A 19,556-nucleotide genomic window follows, 5' to 3' on the forward strand; every position below is an offset into this window, starting at 1 on the left:
GAGGGGGCGGCGGAGTTAAGGCGAATAGATGGCGACCAAGGCTAACAGCAAAAGTGCGGGTGCGGGCGATGGCGGGGATGAAGGCGGCGATGCCCCCCTGCTCGACCTCAACGAAGCCTCGGTCAAGAAGCTGCTCGCCCGTGCCAAGAAGCGCGGCTACATCACCTATGACGAGCTGAACAACGCCCTGCCGCAGGACCAGATGTCCTCCGAGCAGATCGAGGATGTCATGTCCGCGCTCAACGACATGGGCGTCAACATCGTCGAAAATGAAGAAGCCAGCGAGGATGGTGAGGACCAGCAGCGCGAGGATGATAATGACGACGCCAATGAGGCGGCGGAAGAGGATGACGGCTCGCCCCGGCTGATCACCGAGAAGAAGAAGGAAACGGTCGATCGCACCGACGATCCCGTTCGCATGTATCTGCGCGAAATGGGCGCGGTGGAATTGCTCAGCCGTGAGGGCGAAATCGCCATCGCCAAGCGGATCGAGGCTGGCCGCGACACCATGATCCTGGGGCTGTGCGAAAGCCCGACGACTTTCAACGCAATCATCGAATGGTCGACCGCGCTCAACAATGGCGAAATGCAGCTGCGCGAGATTCTCGATCTCGACGCGATGCTGTCCAAGGACCCTGCCCCGGAGAGCCTGGAGGAAGGCGCCGAGGATGATGATGGCGAGATAAGCGAAAAGACCGCCGGTCCCAGCTTCAAGGAAGAGGAGGAGCCTGAAGAGGAGTCCGCCGACGCCGACGAGGATGAGGACGGCAACGAACGCCGCCCCCGCCGGGTCGAAGAGGAAGAGGAAGAGGATAACACCCTCTCCCTTGCCCAGATGGAAGAAACGCTCAAGCCGATGGCGCTGGAGAAGTTTGCGACCATCACGGAGATTTTCCGCGCCTTTTCGAGCATCCAGGCCGCGCGCATGTTGGCCATGGGCAATGGCGACGCGCTGAGCCAGGCGCAAGAGGACAGCTATCACGAGCTGCGCGAAAGCCTGACCGCGCAGGTCGAAAGCGTGCAGTTCCACCAGCAGAAGATCGAATATCTGGTCGATCAGCTCTATGCCTATAACCGGCGCCTGACCGCGCTGGGCGGGCAGATGCTGCGTCTGGCCGAACGGCACAAGGTGCCGCGCAAGGACTTCCTCGACCGCTATGTGAACCATGAGCTGGACGATGGCTGGATGGACCGGGTCGCGGGCCTGGACAAGAAATGGACCGCCTTCGTCGCTGCCGAAGGGCGCGCGGTGGAACGCATCCGCACTGAAGTCAGCGAAATCGCGCAGGCGACCGGCATGTCGCTCAGCGAATTCCGCCGCATCGTCAACATGGTGCAGAAGGGCGAGCGTGAGGCACGGATCGCCAAGAAGGAAATGGTCGAGGCGAACCTGCGCCTGGTCATCTCCATCGCTAAAAAATATACGAACCGCGGCCTGCAATTCCTTGATCTTATTCAGGAAGGCAATATCGGCCTGATGAAGGCGGTCGACAAGTTCGAATATCGCCGCGGTTACAAGTTCAGCACCTATGCGACCTGGTGGATCCGGCAGGCGATCACCCGATCGATCGCGGATCAGGCGCGGACCATCCGTATCCCGGTCCATATGATCGAAACGATCAACAAGCTGGTGCGCACCAGCCGCCAGTTCCTGCACGAGCAGGGCCGCGAACCGACCCCGGAGGAGATGGCCGAGCGCCTCTCCATGCCGCTGGAAAAGGTGCGCAAGGTGATGAAGATCGCCAAGGAGCCGATCTCCCTCGAAACGCCGATCGGCGACGAGGAAGATTCGCACTTGGGCGACTTCATCGAGGACAAGAATGCGATCATCCCGGTGGATGCCGCGATTCAGGCGAACCTCAAGGAAACCGTCACCCGCGTGCTGGCGTCGCTGACGCCGCGTGAGGAGCGCGTGCTGCGGATGCGCTTTGGCATCGGCATGAACACCGACCATACGCTGGAGGAAGTGGGCCAGCAGTTCAGCGTGACCCGCGAACGCATCCGCCAGATCGAGGCCAAGGCGCTGCGCAAGCTCAAGCATCCGAGCCGCAGCCGCAAGATGCGCAGTTTCCTAGACCAGTAAGCTGCTGTTTGTCGGAGAGTATCAAAGGGCGGTCTGGTTGGGCCGCCCTTTTTTATGGCGATCATGTCGTTTGCCAACCCAATATTGGCGTGTTGAACAACGCGCATCCCTCGTTGGCAGAGGATCGTTGCAAAATGCGGATAGCGCACAAATTATCGTCATTCCCGCGCAGGCGGGAATCCATCTCCCAACTTATCATCTTGATTTTAGGTCCGGAGATGGATCCCCGCCTGCGCGGGGATGACGTGAAAATGGGTAGGTCATGAGTTTCGCAATGATGCCCTCTAACAGGTGAGGAGTTTCGGCGCTGGGCTTGCAAAGATCATGATCGCCCTTTTTTCTCGTCCGTAAACCGCTCCTTTACCCCGTTACCCTAGCTTGACCGTCAAATCCCCGCTGGCGGACCGGGGCTGACAGGGAATGGCATATGAGCGAAGCGGCACCACGCTATCAATTTGGCGACATATCGCGGATATTGGAGGCGCTGGTCGCTGCCGATGGCACGGCGGCCCATGCCTATGCCAACCGGGCCGGTGCCAGCGTGGCGCGCGATTCGCTGCTCTCGCTGGGCGACCTTGCCGATGGCGCTTATTATCTTTGCCTGCTTCATGGCCGCCATCCCGGCGTGATTGATCATGCCGCGACGCGATCGGCCGACAATGCCGCCCGTGCCTGGCTGATCGAGGCCGCCGATTCCTTTGCCACCGAACGTGCCTATCTGACCCAGGTTTCCGTCGCCGTCGGCCCTGCCCCCAGCACGGCGGGCCAGGCCGATTGCGAAACCACCGTCGGTCAGCAACGCCATGCGCTCGACATGCTCGCCCAGTCCGACCGGCGCGGTTGCGCCATGGGCGCGGCGATGGCGCTGGTGCTGGACTGGCGCGCGGTGCGCCATATCCTGGACATGGCGGCGATCCGCGCGGGGCTGGAGCCGCATCGCTGCACCCTGCCCGACCGCGCCGCCACGCTGGAGGTCGCGCGTGCGATCGGCGGCGATGATGTGGTGGACCGGGCGATCCAGTTTGGCGCGCGCCAGTTGCTGAACCAGCATCGCGGCCTGTGGGATCTGCTCGCCGCCCGCGCCGACGTGCGCGCACGCCAGCTCTGATCCCTTACCGATAACGCCAGCACGGCTTGCGTCCCTGCCCCGCTTTGCCTAGTCCGAAAGCAGGACAGCAAGGCGGACCAGAAATATGCGTTTTGAAGGCACCCAGGATTATGTCGCTACCGACGACCTAAAGGTCGCGGTCAATGCCGCGGTACTGCTGCGCCGCCCGCTGCTGGTGAAGGGGGAGCCGGGGACCGGCAAGACCGTGCTGGCGCAGGAGATTGCGACCGCGCTCGGCGCGCCGCTGATCGAATGGAACGTCAAGTCCACGACCAAGGCACATCAGGGCCTGTATGAATATGACGCTGTCGCCCGGCTGCGCGATGGCCAGTTGGGCGATGAGCGCGTCCACGACATTTCCAACTATATCCGCAAGGGCAAGCTGTGGGAGGCGTTCACCTGCCCCACCCTTCCCGTGCTGCTGATCGACGAGATCGACAAGGCCGATATCGAATTTCCCAACGACCTGTTGCAGGAACTCGATCGCATGGCCTTCCATGTTTACGAGACGGGCGAGACGATCGCGGCGAAGGACCGGCCGATCGTCATCATCACGTCGAACAATGAGAAGGAATTGCCCGACGCCTTCCTGCGCCGCTGCTTCTTCCACTATATCAAATTCCCCGATCGCGAGACGATGCAGGCGATTGTCGACGTGCATTTCCCTGGCATCCAGAAAATCCTGGTGTCCAAGGCGATGGATATTTTCTACGAGATACGCGATGTGCCGGGCCTGAAGAAAAAACCCAGCACCAGCGAGTTGCTCGACTGGCTCAAGCTGCTGCTGAATGAAGATATGCCGCTCGACGTCCTTCAGAATAGCGACCCGACCAAGGCGATCCCGCCGCTGCATGGCGCGCTGCTCAAAAATGAGCAGGATGTGATGATGTTCGAGCGGCTGGCCTTCATGGCGCGGCGTCAGGGGCGCTGACGATGGCGCATGAAGGCGGATGCCTGTGCGGCGCCGTCCGCATCGCGATCGACGCGGAACCGATGGCGGCGCGCCAATGCTGGTGCCGCCTGTGCCAATATCTGGGTGCGGGATCGGGCACGGTGAATGTCTGCTTCCCCAGCGAGCATGTCACCACAAACGGTGAAGTCCGCTGGCATGACAGTATCGCTGACAGCGGCAATGCGATGAAGCGGGGCTTCTGCCCGACCTGTGGCACGCCACTATTCAGCATGGCCGAATCGCGCCCGCATCTGACCTTCATTCGTGCCGGTGCGCTCGATAATCCCGCGCTGATCGGGCCGCAGGCGGTGATCTGGACCGAAGCGGCCCCCGCCTGGGCGCATCATGATCCCGACCTGCCGCACTATCCGGCGCAAATCCCGCCTGTCGCCTGAATTAGGCTCTTGCGCGCACGCGCTTTGTCTGTAGCGTCTCTGTCATAGTTCAAGGCCGCGCCAAGATGGTCTGTTCTGGAGAGGGATGCCATGCCGAAGCGCGCGTTATTCCTGGTTTCTGCGATCCTGTCCCTGGCCGCACCCATGTGCGCCTATGCTGCGGACGACGCCGAGGCCTGGACGCCTACCGAGACCGCGATCCGTGCCGCCACGGCCGGCATCAGCCTGCCGCAGACGATCGCCAGCCTGTCGCTGACCAAGAGCGGCGAGGCCTCAAACGGCGGGCGCGCGGTGGACAATTATGCGCAATATCTGTCGGAAGATGGCGCGATCCAGGCGACGCTCTACGTCTATCTGCCAACCTATGCCGACGCATCGCTGGCCGCCTATATGACTGACAAGGCGATCATGGAGCGGTTCGGATCGCGCACGCGGCGCACCGCCTATGCCAGCGCGCCAGTGGCGGGCAAGGCCGACAGCGCGATCCGCGCGGTCTATGACGATGCCGCCGATGGCGCGCTGACGACGGCGGCAGGCTTCGTCCATGCCGGGCGCTGGATCGTCAAAATCCGCGTCACCGGGCCGACCGAACGCCGGGCTGACGTGCTGGCGGGGCTGGACGGGATGCTGGCGGGGCTGGCCCTGGATGATCCGGCGTCGTTGCACGCGACCGGCCCTGCCAAGTTCGATAGCTGTCTCGCAGCCGACATCCATGATGCGCGCTTTACGAAGGACGATACCATGATGGCCGCCCCGCAGGATGTGCGCATCCCGCGCGAGGGCAAGGATGCGCTGTGCGTGCGCGGCACGGTGACCACCGCCGATGGTAGTTATGACATGCTCCAGCAGGCCGGGCGGAGCGACGGCGCGATCATCGTTCCGGTGGATGACAGCGGCACCGTGCTGGCGTTCGATCCGGCGGTGCAGGGCAAGGGCTATAAGCTGTCGATCCATATGGTCGGGCAGACCGACCTTTATGGCGTCTATGATCGCGTTCCCAGCCCGCGCCAGATCGCCGCGATTCTGGACGGCAAAGACCCGCAGACCGCCAAGGCCGAGGCGACCGCTGCCTATGCCGCCAATGGCGTCGTCACGATGGTACGGCACTGACGCTTGGCGCCGCTTCGGGCATGATGCCCGATGCCATGGCGATCGGGTTGCGCCTCACCCCGCGGCCATGGCGGCGGCGACCGATGCCTCTATATCCGCCTTGCTCGGATTGGCGCGCAGGGTCAGGCCACCGCTCACCTGAAGATTCTGGCCGGTCATGAAACATTCGTCGCTGGCCAGGAATACGCAGCTGGCCGCGATATCTGCCGACGTTCCGTAGCGCCCCAGTGGATAGCCTTTTTTGAACGCCTCCATCAGGCCCGGCACCGCGGCGGCGTCCGCGGTCATCGGGGTTTCGGTCAGGCCGGGCGACACGCTGTTGGCGCGGATGCCCAGATGGCCAAATTCATTGGCGACGGTGCGGATCATATGATCGGTCCCGGCCTTGGTCGCCATATAGGCGGCATGATCGTGGAACATGATCGTCGCGGTGGCGGAGCTGATCTGGATGATCGACCCGCCGCCGCGCCGCTCCATCGCCGGAATCAGCGCTTGCGCCAGCTGGAACGGGCCGCGCAGTTGCAGCGCATACATGGCGTCCAGTTCGTCCTGCGTCGTTTCAAGGAATGGCTTGAGCAGCCCCCAGCCGGTGGCGTTGACGGCAATGTCCAGCTCGCCCAGCGCCTGTTCGGCGGCATCGACCATGGCAAAGATGCTGGCGCGATCGGTCATGTCGCCGGGAATGGCGATGCCGCCAATCTCGTCAGCCAGCGTCTGCATGGCGTCGATCCTGCGCCCGGCAAGGGCGACGCGCGCGCCTTCGGCAGCGAAGCGGCGGGCGATGGTCTGGCCCATATTATCCTTGCCAGCCGCGCCGACCACCAATGCCGTCTTGCCTTGCAGACGCGCCATATCATCCTCCCTCAACACAGCTTCTTTGTTGCCGGGATGAAGGGATTAACGCGGGGGGCCAACTCGGCTTTGTGCTAGGCCCAATCGACATTCAGCCCTGACGGCCTGCAAATGGCCGTTTTCCGCGCTTCCGGTGCTCACCTACTTTTAGTAGGCTGCGTTGAAACGAGGCACGTGACTCGTTTCAAGGGTCACGGAAAACGACCATTTTCGGCACGTCATCATCTGAATGTCGATCGGCCCTAGGCGGGCGGGATCAGTCCGCCTCCGCGCCCAGCCCTGTGAAGCCCGCCGCGACGAAATCGACCAGCCGGTCGACCATGGCGTCCAGATCGCTGGAGCTGAAACGGCCGCCCGATTGCCGGTCGAGCATCCCGCTTTCGACCAATATATGCGTGGTCATCGCCTGAAAGAAGAAGAAGCACCAATGGACGTCGCCTTCATCCATTTCCGGGTGGAGCGCGTGCAGCGCGTGGACATAGGCCGCGATCAGATCGTCGAAATGCTGGCGGAAGGGGGAAACAAACGCCTCCCCCTGCGGCAGGTTTGCGACAAGGGCCATCAGCCGGATATAATTTTTCCATCCCGGCCCGCCGCGCATCGATCGATCGACGATCGGGGTGATGAAGGCGCGGATGATGGCGCGCCGGCGGTCGGCACGGCTGCCATCCAGCATCACCGCCTGCGCGAGTGTCTGGGTCATGCCGTCGGCATGTTCATCCGCCCGGCGGTCTATCACGGCGCGGAACAGATCGTCCTTCGACCCGAAATGATAATGGGTCAATGCGACCTGAACCCCCGCCTCGGTCGCGATGTCGCGCAGCGAGACACCGTAGAAACCGCGCTGCGAAAAGAGCGACTCGGCGGCGTCGAGGATGCGGGCTGCGGTCTCCGGCGCACGGCGGCGGTCGGGCTTTGGCGTCGCCTTTGTGCCTGTTTCGGCACCTGACGTTTCCGCTAGTTTTAACGTATTTCCGCCCATTTCAGACCTATGCCCGACGAATTGACAGGCGACAAGTCGCGCCGATATGTTTAGTCGATCGTTCAAATAATGAATGAGAGGCGTGTCATGACGGTGGAATCCTTTCTGGGTCGCGCAATCGCGGACTATGATCCGCCCGTCCGCGGCGACCCCATTACCGGCGAACGCTATCATGCGCAGCGCTGGGCGGATGCGGAATGGCGGCATGTCTGGACCAAGGCCTGGCATATTGGCGGCATGGCGGCCGATCTGGAGGAAGCGGGCGATTTCCTGACCCATGCGATCGGGCGGGAATCGATCGTGATGCTCTGTCAGGAGGATGGGTCGGTCAAAGCCTTTTACAATGCCTGCAAGCATCGCGGCTACCGGCTGGCCTGGACGGAAGTGGGCGGCGCGCCGCTGCTGACCTGCGGCTATCATGGCTGGAAATATGCGCCCGACGGCACGCTGGCCCATGTGCAGGACCCGGATGATTTTCCGGGCGGTTCGCCCTGCGGCAAGGTGAAGCTGGAGGAAATTCCCTGCACGGTGTGGGGCGGGTTCGTCTGGTTCACCATGGATCGCGACGCGGCCCCGTTAAGCGAATGGCTGGGCGCGGCGGGCAAGCAGCTGGAACAGTGGCAGATGGACAAGATGACGCGGGTGATGGCGCTCAAATCCGACGTGCCGTGCAACTGGAAGATCATCCGCGACAATTTCAACGAAAGCTATCACCTGCCCACGCTCCACCCGCAAATTGCCGGGTCGATCGACGATGCGCTGGACGGCACCATTTTCGAGATGAACCCTGAAGGCCATAATTGCATGGTGATGCGGGGCTTGAAGCCATCGGGCCGCTATCCGACCGCTGACATATTGGAAATGCCGCTGGCGCAGGCGCTGGACTATTGGGAGCTGGACCCCAGGGATTTCGAAGGCCGCGCCAGCGAGGCGCGCGAGGCGATATTGGCGCAGAAGCGCAAGCTGGGCGCGGCGAAGGGCTATGCCCATTATGCGCAAATGGGCGACAGCGAGATTATCGACTATCACCATTATACCCTGTTCCCCAACATCACCCTGACCATGTGGCCGGACGGGTTCCAGTTGTTGCGGTCGGAACCCCACCCGACCGACCCGGAACGCTGCATTTTCGACCATTGGTTCATGGCGCATGAAATCCCCGGCAGCGATGTCGTGTTCGGACCGATGGGACCAACGCCGTTCGAGCAGGTGGAGCGCGAGACGGTGGTGTTTGGCACCAAAACGCTGGGTGATGTCGCCGATCAGGATATGAGCGTGGCGATCGGCCAGCAGCAGGGGCTTCATTCGCGCGGCTATACCGGCGGTATGCTGGCGGGGCAGGAAAAGCGGGTGCAGATGTTCCATGAGCGGCTGAACGATCTGTGCGGCATCCATGACTGAGGCGGGCGGTGTCGCGGTGCTGATCGCCAAGCAGCAATTGGCCGAGCTGACCATGGCCTATTGCCGGGGCGTGGATCGCGCCGATGTGGCGCTGCTCCGGTCGATCTTTCATGAGGACAGCATCGTGGAAAGCGGCGTGTTCAATGGCAGCGGAGCGGATTTTGCCGTGGAGATTTGCGCCATCGTCCAGTCCGCCTTTCACCAGACATCGCATATGACCACCAACCAGTGGTTCCGGGTCGATGGCGAGGAGGCGGTCGGCGAATCCTATGTGTTCGGGGTGGCGACACCGCGCCAAGAGGCGGATCGGTCGGTGCAGATGCTGTCGGGCGGGCGCTATCTCGATCGCTTTGCGCGGCGGGACGGCGTGTGGAAATTCAGCGCGCGCCGCTATGTCAGCGACTGGGCGATCCACCAGCCGTCGGGCGGGCCGGACGATATGCTGCGCGCGCCCTATCCGTTGCGCGGCGCGCAGGGGGCGGACGATCCCGTGCATGATCTTTGGAAAGGACCGGGTCAATGAGTGCCACCATGAACCGCCGTTTCATACTGGCGGCGCGGCCGGCCGGGCTGCCGCAGGAAAGCGATTTCCGACTGGAGGATAGCCCCCTGCCCGCGCCCGGCCGCGGCCAGATCGTCATCCGCAACCATTATGCCTCGCTCGACCCGGCCATTCGCGGCTGGCTGGACGATGCGCCAAGCTATTTGCCGCCAGTGGCGCTGGGGGACGCGGTGCGGGCGTCGACCATCGGCACGGTCGAGGCGAGCCATGTCGATCGCTTTGCGCCCGGCGACTGGGTGATGGGGTTGAACCGGATCGAGCACTATAGCGTCGTGACGCCGGACGATTTCATGCACCCGATCGACGTGTCGCTGGCCCCATCAGTGACCAGTTACCTGTCGTCCATGGGCGCGGTCGGGCTGACCGCCTGGTTCGGGGTCAGCGAGATTATGAAGCCCAAGGCGGGCCAGACCGTGCTGGTCAGCGGCGCGGCGGGCGCGGTCGGTTCCATGGTCGGGCAGCTGGCGAAATTGCAGGGCGCGCGGGTGGTCGGCATTGCCGGGGGCGCGGCGAAATGCGCCAGGCTGATCGACCAATATGGCTTTGACGCCGCGATCGACTATCGCGGCAAGGACGTCGCGGCGCTGGCGGCGGACATTGGGGCGGCCTGCCCGCAGGGGATCGACCATGTCTATGAGAATGTCGGCGGCACCTGCCTCGACGCGACGCTGCTGCATATCAATACGCAAGCGCAGATCATCCTGTGCGGGCTGATCGCCGAATATAATGGCGACCCGCAGGGTGCGCGCAATATCTGGCAGTTGATCGTCAAGAGCGCGACGATGCGCGGCTATCTGCTGATGGAATTTGTCGATCGCTTCCCCGAAGGCAGCCGCGCCATCGCGGCGCTGATCGCGCAGGGCAAGCTGGTCTTTGACGAGCATATCGAGGAGGGGATCGACCGCGCCTATCCCGCCTTCATGCGATTGTTCGATGGCAGCAATGAAGGAAAGATGATCCTGAAACTCGCCTGACGGAACCATCAAGCGACTGGATTTGCGCGCCGACTGTCGCCATGCTGGACTGATAGAGAGTTCAGGGGGAGAATGGGTCATGGCGACCGGCATAGAGGACGGCCTGCCCAAACATCATGGCGCGACCCAGAATGAGAGGCTGGTCATAGCCGCCTCCTCGCTGGGGACGGTGTTCGAATGGTATGATTTCTACCTTTACGGGTTGCTGGCCACCTATATTTCGGCGCAATTCTTTTCCGGCGTGAACGAGACGACCGGGTTCATCTTTGCGCTGGCAGCCTTTGCGGCGGGCTTTGCCGTGCGGCCGTTCGGGGCGATCGTGTTCGGGCGGATCGGCGACATGGTCGGGCGCAAGAATACATTTCTGGTGACGATGGGGATCATGGGCCTGTCGACCTTCGCGGTCGGGCTGTTGCCAAGCTATGCCAGCATTGGCGTGGCTGCGCCGATCATCCTGCTGATCATGCGGCTGGCGCAGGGGCTGGCGCTGGGCGGCGAATATGGCGGGGCGGCGACCTATGTGGCCGAACATGCGCCGGAGGGGAAGCGCGGCCTCTATACCAGCTGGATACAGACGACCGCGACCTTCGGCCTGTTTGCCGCGCTGCTGGTGGTGATCGGATTCCGTTTCGCGCTGGGTGAAGAGGCGTTTGCCGCCTGGGGCTGGCGGCTGCCTTTCCTGATTTCTATCCTGCTGCTGGGCGTGTCGATGTGGATTCGCTTGCAGCTCAATGAAAGCCCGGTCTTTCAGAAAATGAAGGATGAAGGCACGGTGTCGAAGGCGCCGCTGACCGAAGCGTTCGGTCAATGGGGCAATCTGCGCTGGGTCATCATCGCGCTGCTGGGCGCGGTGATGGGGCAGGCGGTGGTCTGGTATGCCGGGCAATTCTACGCGCTCTTCTTTCTGGAAAAGACGCTGCGGGTGGATGGCGCAACGGCCAATATCCTGATCGCGATCGCGCTGGCGCTGGCGACCCCGTTCTTCGTGTTCTTTGGCTGGCTCAGCGACAAGATCGGGCGCAAGCCGATCATATTGGGCGGCTGCGCATTGGCGGCGATCAGCTATTTCCCGCTGTTCGGGGCGCTGACGAGCGCTGCCAATCCGGCGCTGGCGGCGGCGCAGGCGGCGGCACCGGTAACGATCATCGCTTATGGGCCAGAATGTTCATTCCAGTTCGATCCGGTCGGCAAGAACCAGTTTGACCGGACCAGCTGCGACGTCGCCAAGGCCTATATGGCCAAGACGGGGGTGAGCTACGCCAATGTCGAGGCGGCAGCGGGCAGCCCGGCTGTAGTGAAGGTGGGCAGCGCCAGCTTTGCCGCGCCCGATGCGGCCACGCTGGCTGGTCCTGACAAGAAAGCGGCGATTGCTGGCTTTCAGGATGCGTTGAAAGACGGTCTGGCGCAGGCTGGCTATCCCGCCAAGGCCGACAGCGCACAGATCGACAAGGTCGCGGTGGTCGCGATCCTGTGGGCGCTCGCGATGCTGGTGACGATGGTGTATGGGCCGATCGCCGCGATGCTGGTCGAGTTGTTCCCCAGCCGGATCCGCTACACGTCGATGTCGCTGCCCTATCATATCGGCAATGGCTGGTTTGGCGGCTTCCTGCCAACGACAGCCTTTGCGATGGTCGCGGCGACCGGCAATATCTATTACGGCCTCTGGTATCCGGTGCTGATCGCGGCGGCGACGGTGGTGGTCGGGCTGCTGTTCCTGCCCGAAACATTCCGGCGCAATATCGACGAGTGATACCAAGATGCGTTGATCGTGACCTACTCTATCTCCTCCCCCTTGAGGGGGAGGTTGGGTGGGGGTGTACTGCCGCGAGCGTGGACGCGCGGCTTCGCCTCGCTCCCCCTCCCCTTGATTGGAGGCACGTGACTCCAATCAACCCTCCCCGCCGGGGAGGGGAGAGGAGTCACAATCAGCGCCTTTTGTTATGAGACAGTAAGCCGGACATAGTGAAACGACTGCTCAGCCGATCATCATCAGGCTGGCATTGCCCCCCGCAGCGGTGGTGTTGATGGAGGTGGAGACCTCCTCCATCAGCCAGTCGAGGCAATAGCCGTCCGGTCCGGGCGCATGGACCGGGACAATGCGGCCGGGCCAGTTGGCGACGTCCTGCACCATGGCGGAGACTATGTCCGGGTCACTGTCGACCAGCACGGCAGCTATGGGCGTGTTGGCGGGAATGGCGAAGCGGGCGGCGACGTCCGTCGGCAGACCGGGGGGCAGCGCCATGCCCTGCACCAGCGCGTCATTGCCGGTGGCGAGGATCGCGGCCATCTGGCGGAACAGGCCTGCGCGGGTCGTGGGGCGCAGCAGCATCGTGCCGCGCGGGTGGAGCGTGTAGAGATTGCGCTCCCCCACCGGGCCGGGCAGCGTCAGCTCAAGCCCCAGGGCGGACCTGTCGCCGGCGCGGCGGGCATCGGCAGCGGCATCCCCCTCCCCCTGCGCGTCGAGCCAGTCGGCAAAGCTGTGGAGCGGGGAGATGAGCGACGTGACCCGCGCCGCGCCGACCGGCGGGGTGGTGACGAGGCGCCCCAGATAGAGCGGGCCGCCAGCCTTGGGACCAGTGCCGGACAGGCCGCAGCCGCCAAAAGGCTGGACCCCGACGATCGCGCCGATGACGTTGCGATTGACATAGATATTGCCGACCTTCACCCGCGATGTGACCCGCGCGATGGTTTCGTCGAGGCGGGTGTGGAGACCGAAGGTCAGGCCGTAGCCGGTGGCGTTGATCGCATCGACGAGCGCATCGAGCCCGTCGCGTTTGAAGCGCAGGACGTGGAGGACCGGGCCAAAAATCTCTCGGTCCAGATCGGTCAGGCTGTCGATTTCGATGATGGTCGGTGCGACGAAGGTGCCGTGCTTGGTTTCGGGCGGGAGCGGCTGTTGCTCGACCTTGCGGCCCAGCGCGCGCATCGCGTCGATATGGGACGTGATGCCAGCCTGCGCCTCTGCGGTGATGACCGGGCCGATATCGACCTTGAGCGCGTCGGTGCGGCCGATGCGCAGTTCCGCCAGCGCGCCCTTGAGCATCGTCAGGGTGCGGTCGGCAACTTCCTCCTGCAGGCACAGGACGCGTAGCGCCGAGCAGCGCTGGCCTGCGCTGTCGAAGGCGGACGCGATGACGTCGGCGACGACTTGCTCGGCCAGCGCGCTGCTGTCCACGATCATGGCGTTCTGGCCGCCGGTTTCGGCGATCAGCGGGATGGGATGGCCGGTGGGCGACAGGCGGGTGGCAAGCTGGCGCTGGATCAGGCGAGCGACGTCGGTGGAGCCGGTGAACATGACCGCGGCAGTCTGCGGCGCGGCGACGAGGGCCGCGCCGATGCTGCCATCGCCGGGGACCAGATGGAGCGCGTCGGTGGGCACGCCCGCGGCATGGAGCAGGCGGACGGCTTCAGCCGCGATCAGCGGCGTTTCCTCGGCAGGTTTGGCGAGGACGGCATTTCCCGCGACGAGCGCAGCGGCGACCTGCCCGGTAAAGATGGCCAGCGGGAAGTTCCACGGGCTGATGCAGGTGACGACGCCCAGCGCCTGCTGCTGCGGGCCAAAGCGGGTGCGGGCTTGGCTCGCGTAATAGCGCAGAAAATCGATTGCCTCGCGCACTTCGGCGATGGCGTTGGGGATGGACTTGCCGGCCTCGCGGACGATGAGGCCAAGCAGGATCGGCATCCGCGCCTGCATCGCGTCAGCCGCGCGATCCAGCGCGGCGGCGCGGTCGGCGACTGGGGTATTGGACCATGACGAGGCAGCTGCACGGACAGCGGCGGTCTGGGCTTCTTGCGGCGTGGCGTCGATGACGGTGCCGACACTGTCGCGATGGTCGGCGGGGTTGCGGACGGGACGCGCCTCCCCTGCCCCGCCTGCTGGCGCAGCGGTCCAGTCGAGCGTGGCGCTGTGCCGGAGCGCCTGGGTCAGGCTGGCGAGCGTGGTTTCGTCGCTCAGGTCGAGGCCAGCGGCGTTGCGGCGGTCGGGGTAGATCGCAGCGGGGAGCGCGATCAGATCATGATGCGCGCCGGGATTTGGCATGGCTTTGACCATGTCCACCGGGTCGGCGATCATCTCCTCGACCGACACGGCGGGGTCGGCGATGCGGTTGACGAAGCTGCTGTTCGCGCCATTTTCCAGCAAGCGGCGGACGAGATAGGCGAGCAATGTCTCATGCGTGCCGACCGGCGCGTAGATGCGGCAGGGGCGGTTGAGTTTGTCAGCACCCACCACCTGTTCGTAGAGCGGTTCGCCCATGCCGTGGAGGCACTGAAATTCATAAGAACCGATGCTGAAATCCGGGCCGGCCATCTGGTAGATGGTCGCCAGCGTCTGGGCATTATGGGTGGCGAATTGCGGGAACACTGCATCGGGCGCGGCGAGCAATTTGCGGGCGCAGGCGATATAGGCGATGTCGGTATGCAGCTTGCGGGTATAGACCGGGAAGTCGGCCAGGCCATCGACCTGCGCGCGCTTGATTTCCGCGTCCCAATAGGCGCCCTTGACCAGCCGCACCATGATCCGCCGGTCGGCGCGGCGGGCGAGATCGACGATCCAGTCGATGACGAAGGGGCAGCGTTTGCCATAGCCCTGCACGACAAAGCCGAGGCCATTCCAGTCCATCAGCGCAGGATGGAGCGCGAGGCTTTCGAGCAGGTCGAGCGAGAGTTCGAGCCGGTCGGCCTCCTCCGCGTCGATGTTGAAGCCGATATTATAGCGTTTGGCGAAGGCAGCCAGTTGCTGCACGCGGGGCAGCAGTTCGGCCATGACCCGGTCCGCCTGCGCGCGGGCGTAGCGGGGGTGGAGCGCGGACAATTTGATCGAGATGCCGGGGCCGGCATAGATGCCGCGTCCCGCCGATGCCTTGCCAATGGCGTGGATCGCCTGCTCATAATCGGCATGATAGCGCGTGGCGTCGGCGGCGGTGGTGGCCGCTTCGCCCAGCATGTCATAGCTGTAGGCAAAGCCCTTGGCCTCCATGACTTTGGCGCGTTTGAGCGCTTCCTTGATGGTTTCGCCGGTGACGAACTGTTCGCCCATCATCCGCATGGCGAGGTCCACGCCGCGCCGGATCACAGGTTCGCCAGCACGGGCGACGAGGCGGGTGAGCGCTGCGCCAAGACCACGATCATCGACGCTACCGACCAGCTTGCCGGTGACGACCAGACCCCAGGTGGCGGCATTGACGAACAGCGACTTGTCGGTGCCCAGATGCGATCCCCAGTCGCCGTCGGCGATCTTGTCGCGGATCAGCGCGTCGCGGGTCGCCGCGTCAGGGATGCGCAGCAGCGCTTCGGCGAGGCACATCAGCGCGACGCCCTCCTGACTGGAGAGCGCATATTCCTGTACCAGCCCCTCAACGCCGCTGCCCTTGTGATTGGCGCGGAGCGCGGTGACGAGGATGCGGGCGGTTTCGCGGGCGGCGGCGCGGGTTTCGTCGGGGAGGGTCGCAGCTTCGATCAGGGGCGCAAGCGCCTCCGCCTCGTCCCGGCGACAGGCGGCGGTGATCGCCTGACGCAGGGGGGATTGTGCCCGGATGGCGGGGGCGAAGGCGGCGAAGGGGAGCTGAGCGGTCATGGCGCGCAGAATATCCCATTTGCGCAAGTCGATCCGTCTTTTAAGATGGCATTTGGTCCATGTTATGACTTATTAATCGACATTGCATAGGTGATATGGATGGATAAATTGACTCAAACAGTCGATCTGGATGATTTCGATCGCAAGATCATCGCCGCTCTGGTGGAGGATGGGCGGATGACCGTCACCGATCTGGCCGTCGCGGTCGGGCTGTCCAAGACGCCCTGCCAGATGCGGCTGCGGCGATTGCAGGAGAACGGGGTGATCCGGGGGTTCCGGGCGATGGTCGATCCGGCCAAGCTGGGGATGGACCATGTCGCCTTTGCCGAGGTCAAGCTGTCCGACACGCGCGAGAGTGCGTTGGCCGAATTCAACGACGCCGTGCGACGTATCCCCGAAGTCGAGGAATGTCACATGATCGCCAGCAGTTTCGACTATCTGCTCAAGGTGCGGACGGCGGACATCAGGCGCTATCGCACCGTGCTGGGCGAGAAGATTTCCAGCCTGCCGCATGTCGCCAGCACATCGACCTTCGTGGCGATGGAAACGGTGCTGGAGGCAGGCGGCAGGCGGAAATAGGCCGCGTCAGTTTGGGCGGAAGGTGGCGAGCGCGGCGCGGGCGCCATCTGTTTCGAGCATGGTCAGCCAGCGGATCAGCGCGGTGCGGAATAGCGGGTTCGCGCCCAGGGCGGGCGGAACGACAGCGTCGAAGGCGAGGATGGCAGCGACCCGCTCCTGCGTCGTGGTCGCCGTGCCGAGTGTTGCGGCGATGGGCGTCGCCAGCGGATCGTCCACGATATAGGGCTGACCCAGATCATCCTGTCCGGCCTGCCAGCGGACCCATGCCGCGACCGCCAGCGAAAGCGCGTCGATCCCCTGCCCCGCCTCCAGTCGCGCGGCGATGGTGGCTAGCAGGCGCTGGGGCAGTTTCTGGGATCCGTCCATCGCGATCTGGCGGGTGCGGTGGCGGAGCGTCGGATTGTCGAACCGGGCCATCAATGCGCGGCGATAGGCGGCGACGTTCAGTTCCGCCGGGGGCGACAGGGTGGTTTCCGCTTCGTCCCACAGCGCTTCGACGAAGATACGCGCTTCGGGCAGAGCAAGGACGTCATGGACATGGTCGATCGCCGCGAGGCCGCCCAGATAGGCGATGCCGCTATGCGCGCCGTTGAGCAGGCGGAGCTTGGCTTCTTCCCATGGGGCGACGGCGGCGGTGATCTGAACCCCTGCGCCGAAATCGGGGCGCGGGCCGCAGAACCTGTCCTCGATCACCCATTGGATGAAGGGTTCGGTCTTGACCATCGCCTGATCCTCGACATCCAGGCGCGCGGTCAGGTCGGCGATATCGTCGGGCGTGGTGGCGGGGACGATGCGGTCCACCATGGTTTCGGGGAAAGCGCCCTCCGCCGCGATCCAGTCGGCCAGCATGGCGTCATGGCGGCGGGCAAGCGCCAGCACGGCGTTGCGCAGGCGCGTGCCATTATGGGGGAGATTGTCGCAGCTGATCGCGGTGAAGGGGGCAAGCCCCGCCGCTTTGCGTCGGGCCAAGGCAGCAACGAGATAGCCGGGCGCGGTCTGGGGGGTGTCGAGTGAGACGAGATCGGCGGCGAGTTGCGCATCATCCCCGATCAGCGCGCCGGTCGCCGGGTCGAGCTTATAGCCCTTCTCGGTGATGGTGAGCGTCACGATATGGGTGTCGGGCGAGGCCAGCGCGGCGATGAGCGCCTGCGGGTCTTGCGGGGCGACGATGACGGCCTGCACCGCGCCGATGATGCGCGCCTGCTCCGATCCGCCATCGCGCACCAGCATGGTGTAGAGGCCGTCCTGCGGCACCATCTGGTCACGCACCGACGGCGAACGGAGCGAGGCGGCGATGATGCCCCAGCGCAGGTCGCCTGCGTTCAGGGTATTATCGAACACCACCGCCTGATGCGCACGGTGGAAGGCACCGATGCCCAGATGGACGACGCCTGCCTTCACCTGCGCACGGTCATAGCCGGGGCGGATGACGTCGGCGGGCAGACTGGCGAGTGTCTGGCTGGAAAGACGGCTCACAGCTTGTAGGCCTGCTTGACGAGGTCATAGGCCAGCGCGCGGGCGACCTCGAACGCTTCATCCTCTTCCATGCGATGTTCGACGACCAGTTGTGCCAGCCAGCCGCAATCCATGCGGCGGGCGACGTCGTGGCGCGCGGGGATCGACAGGAAGGCGCGGGTGTCGTCATTGAAGCCGACCGTGTTGTAGAAGCCGCCCGTCTCGGTCGCGCGTTCGCGAAAGCGGCGCATCCCTTCGGGGCTGTCATGGAACCACCAGGGCGGGCCAAGCTTGAGCGCGGGATAATGGCCCGCCAGCGGCGCGAGTTCGCGTGAATAGACATCCTCGTCCAGGGTGAAGAGGATGAGCGTCAGGCGCGGGTCGGTGCCGTAGAGATCGAGCAGGGGCTTCAACGCCTTTACAAATTCCCCGGCGGTCGGGATGTCCGCGCCCTTATCCTTGCCAAAGCGCGCCAGCACGGCGGCATTATGGTTGCGGTGGACACCGGGATGGAGCTGCATCACCATGCCGTCGGCGATCGACATGCGCGCCATTTCGGTGAGCATATGGCCGCGGAACAGTTCCGCGTCCGCCGCGCTGACCGGGCCGCTGGTGACTTTGACATAGAGCGCCTCAATCTCCGCGCGGGGCAGATTGGCGGTGAAGGCGGAGGGGTGGCCATGATCGGTCGAGGTCGCGCCAGCCGCGCGGAAATCGGCGCGGCGCTTTTCATGGGCGCGCAGATAGCCTGCGAAACTGGCGGCATCCTCGCCCGCAATGGCGCAGAAGCGCTGGACATTGGCGATGAATTTGGGGTCGTCGGGGTCCAGCACCGGATCGGGGCGATAGGCGGTGACGACCTTGCCGTTCCAGTCGCTCGCGCGGATCGCGCGGTGATGGTCGAGCGGGTCGAGCGGACCTTCGGTCGTGGCGATGACTTCGATATTGTAGCGATCGAACAAGGCGCGCGGGCGGAAAGCCGGGGTTTTGAGCGCGGCGTCGATAATGTCGTAATAATGGTCGGCGGTCTCCGCCTCCAGCCGAACGTCAATGCCGAACGCTTCGGCGAACACCCAGTCGAGCCACATGCGCGACGGGGTGCCGCGGAACAGATGATAATTGGCGGCGAAGATGTGCCAGATGGCGCGCGGGTCGCTGGCGGTGGGGCTGCCATCGACGGTCGGCACGCCCAACTCTTCCAGCTTGACGCCCTGGCTGAACAACATACGGAACACATAATGGTCCGGCACGATCAGCAACTCCGCCGGATTGGCGAAAGGCTCGTCATAGGCGAACCAGCGCGGATCGGTATGGCCATGGGGCGAGACGATCGGCAGATCCTTGACACTGGCATAGAGCGCGCGGGCGATGTCGCGGGTGCGCGGTTCGGCCGGGAACAGGCGATCCGGGTGCAGGGTGAGGGGTTTAGGCAAGAATCAGGCTCCTTCGACGCTGGCTATGCCAGCGGTGGCAACGCCCTGATAGCGCGGAATGATCAGATGAATAGTGCAAAGTGCGACTGGATCGA

Annotated in this window: 15 protein-coding genes; 10 read left to right on the plus strand and 5 right to left on the minus strand. The window is 64.1% G+C overall.

The annotated features are described in order from the left end of the window. The first annotated feature begins 28 nt into the window (after positions 1 to 28). From rpoD to D0Z70_RS04790, 5 genes are all read left to right on the plus strand, one after another. Entirely contained in the window at positions 29 to 2,083 is a 2,055-nt protein-coding gene (gene rpoD, locus D0Z70_RS04770; protein WP_119744296.1) for an RNA polymerase sigma factor RpoD, read from the plus strand. A gap of 427 nt (positions 2,084 to 2,510) precedes the next feature. Continuing rightward, positions 2,511 to 3,191 (plus strand): DUF6975 family protein, encoded by a 681-nt coding sequence (locus D0Z70_RS04775; protein WP_119744297.1) that lies wholly within the window; start codon positions 2,511 to 2,513, stop codon positions 3,189 to 3,191. Between the two features lie 85 nt (positions 3,192 to 3,276). Next, positions 3,277 to 4,122, plus strand: a complete 846-nt coding sequence (locus D0Z70_RS04780; RefSeq protein WP_119744298.1) for an AAA family ATPase — start codon at positions 3,277 to 3,279, stop codon at positions 4,120 to 4,122. Positions 4,123 to 4,124: 2 nt separating this feature from the next. Next, a complete protein-coding gene (locus D0Z70_RS04785; protein ID WP_119744299.1) occupies positions 4,125 to 4,538 on the plus strand; it encodes a GFA family protein in 414 nt (137 codons plus the stop codon). 90 nt (positions 4,539 to 4,628) lie between these two features. Continuing rightward, positions 4,629 to 5,648 carry a hypothetical protein gene (locus D0Z70_RS04790; RefSeq protein ID WP_119744300.1) on the plus strand — a complete coding sequence of 340 codons (1,020 nt, stop codon included), beginning with the start codon at positions 4,629 to 4,631 and terminating at the stop codon, positions 5,646 to 5,648. Between the two features lie 54 nt (positions 5,649 to 5,702). Here D0Z70_RS04790 and D0Z70_RS04795 read toward each other — a convergent pair whose 3' ends face one another. After that, positions 5,703 to 6,500 (minus strand): SDR family NAD(P)-dependent oxidoreductase, encoded by a 798-nt coding sequence (locus D0Z70_RS04795; protein WP_119744301.1) that lies wholly within the window; start codon positions 6,498 to 6,500, stop codon positions 5,703 to 5,705. A gap of 256 nt (positions 6,501 to 6,756) precedes the next feature. After that, entirely contained in the window at positions 6,757 to 7,482 is a 726-nt protein-coding gene (locus tag D0Z70_RS04800) for a TetR/AcrR family transcriptional regulator (protein ID WP_182913838.1), read from the minus strand. Positions 7,483 to 7,569: 87 nt separating this feature from the next. Between D0Z70_RS04800 and D0Z70_RS04805 the strand changes: the two genes are divergently transcribed. The 4 genes from D0Z70_RS04805 (at position 7,570) to D0Z70_RS04820 (ending at position 12,169) form a co-directional block, all read left to right on the plus strand. Further along, on the plus strand, positions 7,570 to 8,883 hold the full coding sequence (locus tag D0Z70_RS04805) for an aromatic ring-hydroxylating oxygenase subunit alpha (RefSeq protein WP_119744303.1): 1,314 nt from the start codon (positions 7,570 to 7,572) through the stop codon (positions 8,881 to 8,883). Continuing rightward, complete coding sequence (locus D0Z70_RS04810; protein WP_119744304.1) at positions 8,876 to 9,406, plus strand: nuclear transport factor 2 family protein; 531 nt, start codon at positions 8,876 to 8,878, stop codon at positions 9,404 to 9,406. Before D0Z70_RS04805 ends, D0Z70_RS04810 begins: the two co-directional genes overlap by 8 nt. An 8-nt stretch (positions 9,407 to 9,414) precedes the next feature. Next, complete coding sequence (locus D0Z70_RS04815) at positions 9,415 to 10,419, plus strand: NADP-dependent oxidoreductase (protein ID WP_239018814.1); 1,005 nt, start codon at positions 9,415 to 9,417, stop codon at positions 10,417 to 10,419. Positions 10,420 to 10,498: 79 nt separating this feature from the next. Continuing rightward, positions 10,499 to 12,169 (plus strand): MFS transporter, encoded by a 1,671-nt coding sequence (locus D0Z70_RS04820; protein ID WP_119744306.1) that lies wholly within the window; start codon positions 10,499 to 10,501, stop codon positions 12,167 to 12,169. A 225-nt stretch (positions 12,170 to 12,394) separates the two neighbouring features. Here the strand turns inward: D0Z70_RS04820 and putA are convergent, their stop codons facing one another. Further along, on the minus strand, positions 12,395 to 15,994 hold the full coding sequence (putA, locus tag D0Z70_RS04825; protein ID WP_119744437.1) for a trifunctional transcriptional regulator/proline dehydrogenase/L-glutamate gamma-semialdehyde dehydrogenase: 3,600 nt from the start codon (positions 15,992 to 15,994) through the stop codon (positions 12,395 to 12,397). A gap of 99 nt (positions 15,995 to 16,093) precedes the next feature. Between putA and D0Z70_RS04830 the strand changes: the two genes are divergently transcribed. Then, positions 16,094 to 16,573, plus strand: coding sequence for an Lrp/AsnC family transcriptional regulator (locus tag D0Z70_RS04830; RefSeq protein WP_119744307.1), 480 nt, complete (start codon positions 16,094 to 16,096; stop codon positions 16,571 to 16,573). Between the two features lie 6 nt (positions 16,574 to 16,579). Here the strand turns inward: D0Z70_RS04830 and D0Z70_RS04835 are convergent, their stop codons facing one another. Then, positions 16,580 to 18,049: a mannitol dehydrogenase family protein gene (locus D0Z70_RS04835; RefSeq protein ID WP_119744308.1), complete on the minus strand. Its 1,470-nt coding sequence runs from the start codon at positions 18,047 to 18,049 to the stop codon at positions 16,580 to 16,582. Continuing rightward, a complete protein-coding gene (uxaC, locus tag D0Z70_RS04840; RefSeq protein ID WP_119744309.1) occupies positions 18,046 to 19,461 on the minus strand; it encodes a glucuronate isomerase in 1,416 nt (471 codons plus the stop codon). Before uxaC ends, D0Z70_RS04835 begins: the two co-directional genes overlap by 4 nt. Positions 19,462 to 19,556 lie beyond the last annotated feature (95 nt).

It is taken from the genome of Sphingobium terrigena (assembly GCF_003591655.1).
In the GTDB taxonomy this organism is placed as follows: Bacteria; Pseudomonadota; Alphaproteobacteria; order Sphingomonadales; family Sphingomonadaceae; genus Sphingobium; species Sphingobium terrigena.